The sequence below is a fragment of the Sphingopyxis sp. P1IMeth2 genome (assembly GCF_900185685.1).
In the GTDB taxonomy this organism is placed as follows: Bacteria; Pseudomonadota; Alphaproteobacteria; order Sphingomonadales; family Sphingomonadaceae; genus Sphingopyxis; species Sphingopyxis terrae_A.
In genome coordinates, this window is the sequence record NZ_FYAT01000012.1 from 758,201 (window position 1) to 770,234 (window position 12,034).

The following is a 12,034-nucleotide window of genomic DNA, read 5'->3' on the forward strand; positions in this document are numbered from 1 at the left end:
ATGGCAATTCAGATTCGCACCTCGCTCGACGAAATCGACACGGCGCAGAACTATGTGCCGCACCGTCCTGCCCGCCCCGACAAGGTGGAGGGCGGCAAGCGGTTCGAACTGGTCAGCGACTACTCCCCGGCGGGCGATCAGCCGACCGCGATCCGCGAGCTGGTCGATACCGCCAGGGAGGGCGAGCGCGATCAAGTGCTGCTCGGCGTCACGGGATCGGGCAAGACCTTCACCATGGCGAAGGTGATCGAGGAATTGCAGCGCCCGGCGCTGATCCTCGCCCCCAACAAGATTCTCGCGGCGCAGCTCTACGGCGAGTTCAAGAGCTTCTTTCCGAACAATGCGGTCGAATATTTCGTCAGCTATTACGACTATTACCAGCCCGAGGCCTATGTGCCGCGGTCCGACACCTATATCGAGAAGGAAAGCAGCGTAAACGAGGCGATCGACCGCATGCGCCACTCGGCGACGCGCGCGCTGCTCGAACGCGACGACGTGATCATCGTCGCCTCGGTGTCTTGCCTTTACGGCATCGGATCGGTCGAGACCTATTCGGCGATGATCTTCGACCTCAAGAAGGGGCAGGTCGTCGACAGCGGAGAGATTATCCGCAAGCTCGTCGCGCTCCAGTACAAGCGCAACGACCAGGCGTTTGCGCGCGGCAATTTCCGCGTCCGGGGCGACAGCCTCGAAATTTTCCCGTCGCACTATGAGGACATGGCGTGGCGTGTCAGCTTCTTCGGTGACGAGATCGAGGAGATCACCGAATTCGATCCGTTGACCGGCAAGAAGATCGCCAGCCTCAACTATGTGCGCGTCTATGCCAACAGCCACTATGTAACACCCGGTCCGACGCTGAAGCAGGCGACCGAAGCGATCCGCCACGAACTCGCCGAGCGGCTGAAGGAACTCGAAACCGAGGGCCGGCTGCTCGAAGCGCAGCGGCTCGAACAGCGGACAAATTTCGACCTCGAAATGATAGCCGCGACCGGAAGCTGTGCAGGGATCGAAAATTACAGCCGTTTCCTGACCGGCCGCCTGCCGGGCGAGCCGCCGCCGACCTTGTTCGAATATCTGCCCGACAATGCCTTGCTGTTCGTCGATGAAAGCCACCAGACGATTCCGCAGATCGGCGCAATGTCGAAGGGCGACCATCGCCGCAAGATCACTCTCGCCGAATATGGCTTTCGGCTGCCGTCCTGCATCGACAACCGGCCCTTGCGCTTCGCCGAATGGGACATGATGCGGCCCCAGACGGTCAGCGTGTCGGCAACCCCGGGGACGTGGGAAATGGACCGCACCCAGGGCGTTTTCGCCGAGCAGGTGATCCGCCCGACCGGGCTGATCGATCCGCCGGTCGAGATCAAGCCGGTCGAGGAGCAGGTCGACGATCTGATCGCGGAGGCGAAGAAAACTGCCGCGGCGGGCTATCGCACCCTCGTCACCACGCTCACCAAGCGCATGGCCGAGGATCTGACCGAGTTCCTCCACGAAGCGGGGCTGAAGGTCCGCTACATGCACAGCGACGTCGAAACGCTCGAGCGCATCGAGATCATTCGCGACCTCAGGCTCGGCGTGTTCGACGTGCTCGTCGGCATCAACCTCTTGCGCGAAGGCCTCGACATTCCCGAATGCGGGCTCGTCGCGATCCTCGACGCCGACAAGGAGGGGTTCCTGCGCAGCGAAACCAGCCTCGTTCAGACGATCGGCCGCGCCGCGCGCAACGTCGATGGCCGCGTCATCCTCTATGCCGACCGCATCACCGGCAGCATGGAACGCGCGCTGCGCGAAACCGACCGCCGCCGCGCCAAGCAACAGGCGTATAACGAAGAACACGGCATCACGCCGACGACGATCAAGCGCAACATCGGCGACATCATCGCGCATGTCGCGTCGAAGGATCAGGTCACCATCGACCTCGGCGACGACAAGCCGCAGCACATGGTCGGCCACAACCTCCGCGCCTATATCCAGGAGCTGGAAAAGAAGATGCGCGACGCCGCCGCCGACCTGGAATTCGAGGAAGCCGGTCGCCTGCGCGACGAAATCCGCCGCCTCGAAGCCGACGAACTCGGCCTGCCCGCGGACGAACAGGTCGCCCCGCGCGTCGGCCGCTCGAACGAGGGCAAGCCGGGTACGCGCAAGGGGCGCTTCGGGAAGCAGAGCAAGACGAAGTGGGGGCGTTAACGCCCCCTTCGACCAAAGCCCGATTGTAACCGACAAGTAGCCTTGTCTCCCCCTTACGCGCGGCCTAGCGTCCGCTCCGCAAACGGGGAGAATATCTATGAAAACGGGTCTGTCGCTGATCGCGCTGGCGCTTGCCGCTGCGGTTCCTGCCACGCTTGCCGCGCAGGACGCGCCGGCCGAAAAAGCCAAGCCGGAAAAGGCCGAGGACATCGTGCCGCAGGTGCACACGACGCGCCTTTCGGGCACGTTCGGCGGACAGAAGATCGGCTATGCCGCGACGATCGGCGAGACGATCCTCAAGAACAAGGATGGCGTGCCCGAAGCGACGATCGTCACCACCTCCTATATCAAGGAGCCGCGCGATCCGGGCCGCCCCGTGACTTTTCTGTTCAACGGCGGGCCCGGGTCGGGCACCGTCTGGTTGATGATGGGTGCGTTCGGGCCGAAGCGCGTCGCGATCCCCAGCGATGCCAAGGATGACGGCGCCCCGCCCTACCCCATCGTCGACAATCCTGATTCGCTGCTCGACGTGACCGACATCGTGTTCATCGATCCGCCGGGCACCGGCTTCTCGCACCTGATAGGCAAGGCCGATCCCAAGGATTATTACGGCGTGACGCAGGACGCGAAGGCCGTCGCCGAAGTCATCCGCCGCTGGCTCAACGACAATGGCCGCTGGAACAGCCCCAAATTCCTGGGCGGGGAAAGCTATGGCACCACGCGCTCGGCGGCGGTCGCGAACCAGTTGATGAATGTCACCTTCAACGATGTCGGCCTCAACGGCATCATCCTCATCTCGACCGTGCTCGATTTCGCGGCCGGGTCCGATACGCCGGGCAATGAACTCAGCTACATCACCAACCTTCCGTCGATGGCGACGACCGCCCTCTATCACGGCAAGGCGAGCGCGCCGTCGGTCGAACAATTCGCAGAAGAGGCGCGGCGGTGGGCGATCGGCCCCTATGCCGCGGCGCTGCTCAAGGGACAGAATCTGCAGGGCGAGGAACGCGCCGCGATCCGCCGCGAGCTTGCCCGCTTCACCGGCCTGTCCGAAACCTATCTCGAACAGGCGGATCTGCGCGTCACGCCCGGCCGCTTCTACAAGGAACTGCTGCGCGACCGCGGCCTGACCGTCGGCCGGCTCGACAGCCGCTACACGGGCAAGGACTATGACAATGCGGGCGAAGAGCCTGACAATGATCCCAGCTTCTATGGCATCGACGCGGGCTACACCGCCGCGATCAACAGCTGGGCGCGCGATACGCTGGGGTTCAAGACCGACCGCGAATATCAATCGATCAGCGGCATCGGCGGCCAGTGGGACTGGCGCATCGGAGGCCGCGACACCAATGCCTATCTCAACGTCGCGCCCTATATCGGGCAGGCGCTGCGCGAAAACAGCGGACTGCGAGTCTTTGTCGGTCAGGGCTATTATGATTTCGCGACGCCCTTTTTCGCCGCCGAATATTCGCTGTCGCGCACCGGCATCCCGCAGGACCGGATCGAATATAAATATTATGACGCCGGACACATGATGTATATTCGCGACGAGGATCGCCACAAATTGTCGTCGGACATCCGCGCGTTCATTCGCGCGCGGTAGGCAGGACGGGACGCGAAGAAGCGATAGCGTCGCACCGCGAAGGCAAGGCCAAAAACGGCCCCGCCTTCGCGGGGGCGACGCTTTATCGGCTTATCCGCGCCATCTAGCGCAGCACCCCGGCTGCCGCCTGTTTGCGCGCATAGACGAACAGCGCGATCAGGATGACCCAGATAACCGCAGTGAAGATCATCGGGAAGGTCCCGAACATCCGCATCAGGTCGCCATAATGCATGCCGAACTGGTAGATACAGCTGACGGCGAGCCCGACGAGCGATACCAGGAACGCCGTGACCGCATGGCGGCTGCGAACGAGCAGCAGAAGCGATCCGAGCACCGATCCCCAAACGCCGAGCGCCCATCCGGCGTTCGCCCAGACGGGAAAGCCTGTGAACCACGCCTGCTGCTCGGGCGTGAAAGCGGCCAGATAATCGGGATTCTGTATCTTGGTCATCACATAGTCCACCGCGCCGAAAGCGTTCCAGACGAGCGATACGGCCCCGACAACCCACAGGTGCCACGGCGTTTTGACGGCTACATTCATGTTGATCTCCCCCTCCAGAAAGATGGGGGCAGACTATCATCCATTCGCGCGCTGCACAATTGGTGATTTACGCGCGCAACACACCATGAACGCTTGGCAAATCCGTCGCGCTCTCCGATAGGCAGCGCATGTGTGTCGTCGCCCTTGCCCGCCGCGTCCATCCCGACTGGCCGCTGATCCTGATCGGCAACCGTGACGAGTTTCACGCCCGGCCGGCGGCGGCGCTCGCCGAATGGGACGATGGCAGCGGCATCGTTGCTGGGCGCGACCTGCAAGCCGGCGGGACGTGGCTCGGCGTGCATCGACCGAGCGGACGCGTCGTCGTGGTGACCAATGTCCGCGGCGCGATGCCGGATCTGGCGAAGGCATCGCGCGGCGCGCTGGTGGTCGACATGTTGCGCGGCGATGGGCGTTTCACCGATCCGTCCGAAGCCGATCTCGACCGGTTCAATGCCTTCAATCTGTTCGCCGCCGATGGACGTGCCCGCCTGCTCACCAACCGGCCGCAGCCGCTGATCGCGGCGCTGGCGGACGGCGTTCATGCCCTCGCCAACGAACCCGTCGACCACCCCTGCCCGCGCGCCGAACGGCTGCGCGCTGCACTGGCCGCCACGGTCGAGGCCGGCGCCGATCCCGAAGGGTTGCTCGATACGCTGACCGCCGAAGGAGGCCCGGCGCTGTTCCTGCGCGGCGAGGTCTACGGCACGCGCGCCTCGACGCTGGTCATGATCGGCGCGAGCGGCGATGCCCGCATGGTCGAGCGCCGATACGAAGCGGGCGGCCGCTCCGGTGGAACGACCGCCCTCGATTTTCGTATCGGCTGAGCCGCAAATCCTATTTAGGCGCGAGCACCATCAGCATCTGACGCCCTTCGGTGCGCGGATGCGCCTCGACCTTGGCGATCTCTGCCGTCATCTCCGCCACGCGCTGCAGCACGTTGAGGCCGAGCTGCGTATGGCTCATTTCGCGGCCGCGGAAGCGCATGGTCATCTTGACCTTGTCGCCTTCCTCGAGGAAGTCGAAGACCTTCTTCATCTTCACTTCGAAATCATGATCGTCGATGTTCGGACGCATCTTGATCTCTTTGATTTCCTGGGTCTTCTGCGTCTTGCGGGCCGCATTGGCCTTCTTCTGGGCTTCGTATTTATACTTGCCCACATCCAGGAACTTGCACACCGGCGGATCGGCGTTGGGGGATACTTCGACCAGATCGAGGCCGACTTCGGCCGCCTGTTCGATCGCTTCAGCAGTCAGCATTACGCCCAGATTTTCGCCTTCCTCGTCGATCACACGGACCTTGGGCGAGGCGATGAATTCATTGTATCGCGGGCCGTTCTTCGGCGGCATTGGCGCCAGCGGGCGGCGGGTCATGGGCGGGCGTATAGCTGTATCTCCTGTGTCGTTTCAGTTCGTATGCGCAGCGGGCGCGCAAACGCGCGCGCGGTGCACATATAATGAACATTGGCGCGGCGTAAAGGTTGCCGTGCGCAATTTGCGGGCGGTTTTCGTCCGACTGTGGCGGCTATGCCACGCCCGCTGCCCCTAGGATCCGGACCCTACCATTTGGCGGGTGCGGGGTCGATCACACGGAAGCCGCCCGCTCCCACCTCGCTGACCTCCAGCGCGCGGATCGCGATGCCGCGGTCGTTGAAGCGGAAGATGCCGTCGATGCCGCCGAATCCATCCGCCGCCATCAGGCGTCCGGCGGGAAAGTTGGTCCCCGGCTTCCAGTCACGCGCAATGCGCACCGTCAGCAGCACCGAATCATAGCCGAGGCTGGCCAGACGATAGGGCGCCTTGCCGAACCGTGTGCGATATTTGGTGGCAAGCTGGCCGTAGAGGCCATCTGAAACGCTGGCGAACCACGCACCGCGCATTGCCGGATTGCCGCCCAAGGTGGCATCGGTGTTCCACAATTCGGTGCCGAGGATCTGGCGCTGTCCCGCGCCCTTGATGATCGGAACCGCGCGCACCGCATTGCCGCCGACATCGGCGATCAGCACCGCGTCCATCGCACCGGCGCTCGCCAGACGGCGCGCCGCACCCGTCAACGCCGCGGCGCTGCGGTCATAGGTTTCGGTCGCGACGAGCGTTCCGCCCGCATTGGCGACCGCCGCCTTGAATGCCGCCATCGAACGCTCACCATAAAGATTCTTGGGGATCAGCGCGCCGAAGCGCTGCTGCCCCTTGGCGCGGGCAAAACTCACGACCCGCTCGACCGACTGGCCGGGGACGAAGCCCATGATGAAGACCCCGTTGCCCGCGACGCTGCTGTCGTTCGAAAAGCTGATGACGGGCACCTTCGCCGCCCGCGCGATCGGCGCCACTGCTGTCACATCCTCGCTGAGCAGCGGGCCGAGGATCAGCTTGTTGCCGTCGGCCACCGCCTGCTTCGCGGCCGCGGCGGCGCCCAGCGCGGTGTCATACGTCGTGATGCGGACCTTGTCGGCCTTGGTATCGAGCAGCGCCATCGTCGTCGCATTGGCGATCGCCATGCCGACATCGGCGTTGGTTCCCGTCTGCGGAACGAGCAGCGCGACGCGGTGGCGGTCGGTATCGGTCGGCAGGCCGGGGCCGACATTGTCGGCGGGCTTGTCGGGCGGCGGTGGGGTCGCCGGACCGCTGGTCTTCGGCACCACCTGGCATGCGGCGAGCAGCCCGCCAAGCGCCAGCGTCGCGATACCGCGCAGCAATTGCCGCCGCGGCGACGCATTCCCTTGGCGCTCGCGCGTCGTTTCTGCCATCTCTGACGCCATGCCGGATTCGACCATCTCTATATCTCCCTTGCCCGGTCTCTATATCGTCGCGACGCCCATCGGCAACCTTGGCGACATCACCCCGCGCGCCGCGGCGGTGCTTGCGCGCGCCGACGTGATCGCGGCGGAGGACACGCGCGTCACGGCAAAGCTGCTCGCACATCTGGGTTTGCGTGTTCCGATGACCCCCTATCACGATCATAGCGACGAACGCGCCCGTGCGGCGCTGGTTGCCCGGATGGCGGACGAAGTCGTCGTGTTGGTGTCCGACGCGGGAACCCCGCTGATTTCGGATCCCGGCTACAAGCTGGTGCGCGATGCGCGCGCGGCGGGACGGGCGATCACCACCCTGCCCGGCCCCTGCGCGGCGATCGCCGCCATCACCCTGTCGGGCCTGCCGAGCGATCGCTTTCTTTTTGCGGGCTTCCTGCCGAACAAGGCCAAGGCACGCGCCGACACGATCGCCGAATTCGCCGCTCTGCGCGCCACACTCGTCTTCTACGAAAGCGGGCCACGCCTCGCCGCGACCCTGACCGCGCTCGCCGCCGGCCTCGGCAATCGCGAGGCGGCGGTCGCGCGCGAAATCAGCAAATTATACGAAGAATGTGTCACCGGCTCGCTCGAAGATCTCGCCGCGCGCTACGCCGACGCACCGCCAAAAGGCGAAATCGTCGTGATGGTCGGCCCGCCCCAGGAGCAGGCCGTCGAAGCTGCCGACGACGCAGCGATCGACGCGGCGCTGCGCGATGCGCTGGACGAGCAGACGGTGGCCAAAGCCGCCAAGGCCGTCGCCAAGCGCTTCGGGCTTGACCGTCACGCAGTCTATGCGCGCGCGCTCGCGCTTAGGGATCGCGCTTGAACCGCGCCGCCGCCGAAACGCGCGGACGCCGGGACGAGCGGCGCGCCGCCTGGTGGCTGCGCCTGCATGGCTGGCGTATCCTGGGCGAACGGTTGCGCGTTCCCGCGGGCGAAGTCGATCTGGTGGCGCGGCGCGGCCGCCCCCTCGCTTTCGTCGAAGTGAAATGGCGCGACCACGCCGCCGACCTCGATATGGCGATCGACGAATTTCGCTTGCGCCGCGTCGCGGCAGCCGCAGAAATGCTCAGCGCGCGCTTTGCGCGACCCGATGATGATATTCGCATCGACGTGATGCTCCTTGCGCCGGGGCGCTTGCCTCGCCATCTGGTCCACGTCTGGCAGCCCTGAAGGAAGACGGAATGACCCTGCGCGCGGCGGTTCAAATGGACCCGATGGATGGCATCAATATAGGCGGTGACAGCAGTTTCGCGTTGATGCTGAAAGCGCTCGAACGCGGCTACACCCTCTATCACTACGATGTGCGCGGGCTGACCTGGGAGGCCGGACGGCTGACGACACGGGCGCACCCCGTGCTCGACGTCAAGCGCGAGACCAGCGCGCATTACCGCTTCGGCGATCCGGTGACGATCGACCTTGGTCGCGATGTCGATGTCGTGCTGATGCGGCAGGATCCGCCCTTCGACCTCGGCTATCTTACCGGCACCTGGTTGCTCGAACGCATTCGGGGCGAAACGCTGGTGGTCAATGATCCGGTTTCGGTGCGTAACGCGCCCGAAAAGGTCTTCGTGCTCGATTTCCCGCAATTCATGCCGCCGACGATGGTTACGCGCGATCTTGACGCGGTGAAGGATTTTCAGGCGCGCCACGGCGCCGTCGTCGTCAAGCCGCTGCACGGCAACGGCGGCAAGGCGGTGTTCCGTATCGACGCTGACGGCAGCAATCTGGGCGCGCTGGTCGAACTTTTCGGTCAGGTCTGGCCCGAACCCTTCATGGTCCAGCAATTCCTGCCCAGCGTGTCCAAAGGCGACAAGCGGATCGTTCTGGTCGACGGCGACGTGGCCGGCGCGATCAACCGCAAGCCCGGCGAAGGCGAATTCCGGTCGAACCTTGCCGTCGGCGGCTATGCCGAAGCGGCTGATTTGACGCCGCGCGAGCAGGAAATCTGCGCCGCGCTCGGCCCGCAGCTCAAGGAACGCGGCCTGATCTTCGTCGGTATCGATGTGATCGGCGGCGAATGGCTCACCGAAATCAACGTCACCTCGCCGACCGGGATCGTCGCGATCGACCGTTTCAACAACAGCGATACGGCCGGCATGATCTGGGATGCGATAGAACGCCGGATCGCTTGAGCCGCCACCGCGTTTGCCATCCATGACCGAATTCATCCTCGATCTAATTCAGGCGTGGGGATATTGGGGCATTGCCGTCCTGATGTTCCTCGAAAACGTCTTCCCGCCCGTCCCGTCCGAAGTCATCATGGGACTGGGCGGCATCGCGGTCGCGCAAGGGCGCTTCGACTTCTGGACCCTCGTCGCGGTCGCGGTCGCCGGCACCACTGCGGGCAATTGGGTGTGGTATGCGATCGGGCGCTGGATCGGCTACAAGCGGCTGAAGCCCTTTATCGACCGCCACGGCCGCTGGCTGACGCTCGACTGGCACGAGGTCGAGCGGCTGCACGCGGGCTTCGTCCGATATGGTCCGGGCATCGTCTTCGTCGCGCGCTTCATGCCCGTCGCGCGGACGATGGTTTCGCTGCCCGCGGGGATGGTCCATATGAATCAGGCGAAATTCCTGCTGTGGACCGCTGCCGGATCGACAATCTGGATCGCCGCGCTCGCCGGTGCGGGCAACTGGTTCGGCAAGCAGTTCGCCGATATCGAACAGTTCGTTGGCCCGCTCGCGCTCGTCGCGATCGGCTCGCTGGTCCTTCTCTACTTCTGGCGCGTCTTCACTTGGAAACCCAAGCACCGCCGCGACTAACCGGCGCGCGGGTGGGCGCTGCGATAGACGTCGAGCAGATGCGCGGCATCGACTGCGGTGTATATCTGCGTCGATGCCAGACTCGCATGGCCCAAGAGTTCCTGCAGGCTGCGCAAATCGGCCCCGCCCGCCAGCAGATGCGTTGCGAAGCTGTGGCGCAGCGCGTGCGGCGTCGTGCGCTCGGGCAGGCCGAGCGCGCGGCGCGCCTGCCGCACGCTGGCGCGCACCACACCCGGTTGCAGCGGCCCGCCGCGCGCGCCGACGAACAGCGGCGCATCCTTGCCCATCGGCCAGGGGCAGGCCGCAGCATAGCGTGCGACCGCCGCCGCGACCGCAGGCAGGATCGGCACGATCCGCGTCTTGCCGCGCTTGCCGGTCACGCGCAGCGTTTCACCGAGCGGCAGCGCTGCGCCCGATAGCGACAGCGCTTCTCCGATGCGCAGACCCGCGCCATAGAGCAGCAGCAGCAAGGCAAAATCGCGCGCGCCGACCCAGGCTTCGCGGGCATTGTCCTCGACATCCTGCGCAAGCTGCATCACCTCGGCCGGCGCGACCGGGCGCGGCAGTCCCTTTTTGACGCGCGGGCCGCGCATCTGCGGTACGCTGGCGTTCGACCCGCCGACGAAGCGCAGAAAGCTGCGCAGCGCCGACAATTCGCGCGCGGCCGAGGCATTGCCCAGCCCGTCGGCCCGGCGATCGGCAAGATAGGAGCGCAGATCGTTCGGGGTCAGGCCTTTCAGCATGCGCGCATCGACTGCCCCGCCGCGATGATGCGCCAGAAAGCCGCAAAAGCGCTCGGCGGTCGCAATATAGGCGCGCCGCGTATGGTCCGACCGGCGCTTTTCATCCGCCAGATGGGCGTCCCAGTCGCGGATCAGGAGGTCAACCAAAACCCACTCCGTTCGGGCTGAGCTTGTCGAAGCCCCGTCCCTTCTTTCAGCCTTCAAAAGAGAAGAACGGCCCTTCGACAAGCTCAGGGCAAACGGGCTTTGCAGTCGTCTAGCCTGTTCGCACCACCTCGGAAAGGATCGAGTCGAGCAGCAATATACCATCGTCGGTCACGCCCAGCCGGTCGCCGGCCTGCCGCATCAGCCCCTGCCCGATCAGCCGCGCCACCGCGGCGGCATCGACGAACGCGTCGCGCCCCAACCCGCTCCGTGCCTCGATCCGCGCCAGATCGATGCCCTCGCTCAGCCGCAGGCCCATCAGCATCGCCTCGGTCGCGCGTTCGTGCGGCGGCAGGTCGGTCTCGACCTTCAGGCCGTGGCCGTTGCGTTCGACCGCCGTGATGAAATTCTCGGGCTTCTTGTGGCGCTCGCTCGCCTGGGCAAGCCGCCGTCCATGCGCGCCAGGCCCGACCCCAGCATAATCGCCGTAGCGCCAATAGGTCAGATTATGGCGGCTTTCCTCGCCCGGCCGTGCATGGTTCGACACTTCGTAACGCGGCAGCCCCGCCGCGCGCGTCATCGCCTGCGTCGCGTCGAACAGGTCCGCGGCCGCATCGCCGTCGGGCAGGCGAAGCTCGCCCCTGGAAGCGAGCGTCGCGAAGCGCGTGCCGGGTTCGATGGTCAATTGATAGAGCGAAAGGTGCCCGGTGCCGAACCCCAGCGCATCGGCAAGTTCGCGCTCCCAATCGGCAAGCCCTTGCCCCGGCCGCGCGTAGATAAGGTCGAAGCTGGCTCGGCGGAAATGCGCCTGCGCTGCCGCAATCGCCCGTCGTGCCTCGTCGCCGCCGTGCGCGCGCCCCAGAAATTCAAGCACTTGCGGATCGAAGCTCTGAACCCCGATCGACACCCGATTGACCCCCGCAGCCGCAAGATCGGCGAAGGCGGCAACCTCGACCGAGTTCGGATTGGCCTCCAGCGTGATCTCGCAGTCGTCGGTCAGGCCCCACAGCGCCGCCGCCTCGGCGATCACCGCCGCCACCGTCGCAGGCGGCATCAGGCTGGGCGTGCCGCCTCCGAAGAAGATCGACGACACCCGCCGCCCCGGCAACAGCGCCGCCTCATGCCGCAAATCGGCAAGCAACGCATCGCGCCAGACCGCCTGATCGACGCTTTCGCGGACATGGCTGTTGAAGTCGCAATAGGGGCATTTGCTGACGCAAAAGGGCCAATGGACATACAGGGCGAGCGGTTCGGTCATACC

Annotated in this window: 12 protein-coding genes; 7 read left to right on the forward strand and 5 right to left on the reverse strand. The window is 65.2% G+C overall.

All coding sequences use genetic code 11. From position 1 onward, the window contains the following. Entirely contained in the window at positions 1–2,187 is a 2,187-nt protein-coding gene (uvrB, locus tag P1IM2_RS10585; RefSeq protein ID WP_186402549.1) for an excinuclease ABC subunit UvrB, read from the forward strand. A gap of 97 nt (positions 2,188–2,284) precedes the next feature. Continuing rightward, the gene (locus tag P1IM2_RS10590; protein WP_186402395.1) at positions 2,285–3,790 is read left to right on the forward strand and encodes a S10 family peptidase; all 1,506 of its coding nucleotides are present in this window, start codon (positions 2,285–2,287) and stop codon (positions 3,788–3,790) included. Positions 3,791–3,893: 103 nt separating this feature from the next. Here the strand turns inward: P1IM2_RS10590 and P1IM2_RS10595 are convergent, their stop codons facing one another. Next, positions 3,894–4,331 (reverse strand): hypothetical protein, encoded by a 438-nt coding sequence (locus tag P1IM2_RS10595; RefSeq protein ID WP_186402396.1) that lies wholly within the window; start codon positions 4,329–4,331, stop codon positions 3,894–3,896. A gap of 128 nt (positions 4,332–4,459) precedes the next feature. Here P1IM2_RS10595 and P1IM2_RS10600 point away from each other — a divergent pair, with 128 nt between their 5' ends. After that, positions 4,460–5,155, forward strand: coding sequence for an NRDE family protein (locus P1IM2_RS10600; RefSeq protein WP_186402397.1), 696 nt, complete (start codon positions 4,460–4,462; stop codon positions 5,153–5,155). Between the two features lie 10 nt (positions 5,156–5,165). Here the strand turns inward: P1IM2_RS10600 and infC are convergent, their stop codons facing one another. Then, positions 5,166–5,702: a translation initiation factor IF-3 gene (gene infC / locus P1IM2_RS10605; RefSeq protein ID WP_003039450.1), complete on the reverse strand. Its 537-nt coding sequence runs from the start codon at positions 5,700–5,702 to the stop codon at positions 5,166–5,168. Positions 5,703–5,887: 185 nt separating this feature from the next. Beyond that, complete coding sequence (locus P1IM2_RS10610; protein WP_186402550.1) at positions 5,888–7,075, reverse strand: penicillin-binding protein activator; 1,188 nt, start codon at positions 7,073–7,075, stop codon at positions 5,888–5,890. Between the two features lie 10 nt (positions 7,076–7,085). On the opposite strand from P1IM2_RS10610, the gene rsmI reads away from it, so the two are divergent. From rsmI to P1IM2_RS10630, 4 genes are read left to right on the forward strand one after another with little or no spacing between them, the layout of a single operon-like run. Continuing rightward, positions 7,086–7,946 (forward strand): 16S rRNA (cytidine(1402)-2'-O)-methyltransferase, encoded by an 861-nt coding sequence (rsmI, locus tag P1IM2_RS10615; RefSeq protein WP_186402398.1) that lies wholly within the window; start codon positions 7,086–7,088, stop codon positions 7,944–7,946. Then, positions 7,943–8,293 (forward strand): YraN family protein, encoded by a 351-nt coding sequence (locus P1IM2_RS10620; protein ID WP_186402399.1) that lies wholly within the window; start codon positions 7,943–7,945, stop codon positions 8,291–8,293. The genes rsmI and P1IM2_RS10620 overlap by 4 nt, the downstream gene beginning before the upstream one ends. A gap of 11 nt (positions 8,294–8,304) precedes the next feature. Continuing rightward, entirely contained in the window at positions 8,305–9,255 is a 951-nt protein-coding gene (gshB, locus tag P1IM2_RS10625; RefSeq protein WP_186402400.1) for a glutathione synthase, read from the forward strand. Positions 9,256–9,277: 22 nt separating this feature from the next. Then, entirely contained in the window at positions 9,278–9,886 is a 609-nt protein-coding gene (locus tag P1IM2_RS10630) for a DedA family protein (RefSeq protein WP_003039464.1), read from the forward strand. Here the strand turns inward: P1IM2_RS10630 and P1IM2_RS10635 are convergent. Together P1IM2_RS10635 and hemW are read right to left on the reverse strand one after the other, a co-directional pair. Continuing rightward, complete coding sequence (locus P1IM2_RS10635; protein WP_186402401.1) at positions 9,883–10,776, reverse strand: tyrosine-type recombinase/integrase; 894 nt, start codon at positions 10,774–10,776, stop codon at positions 9,883–9,885. The two genes, P1IM2_RS10630 and P1IM2_RS10635, sit on opposite strands and share 4 nt — an antisense overlap. Before the next feature lie 109 nt (positions 10,777–10,885). After that, the gene (hemW, locus tag P1IM2_RS10640; protein WP_186402402.1) at positions 10,886–12,031 is read right to left on the reverse strand and encodes a radical SAM family heme chaperone HemW; all 1,146 of its coding nucleotides are present in this window, start codon (positions 12,029–12,031) and stop codon (positions 10,886–10,888) included. Between the last annotated feature and the right edge of the window lie 3 nt (positions 12,032–12,034).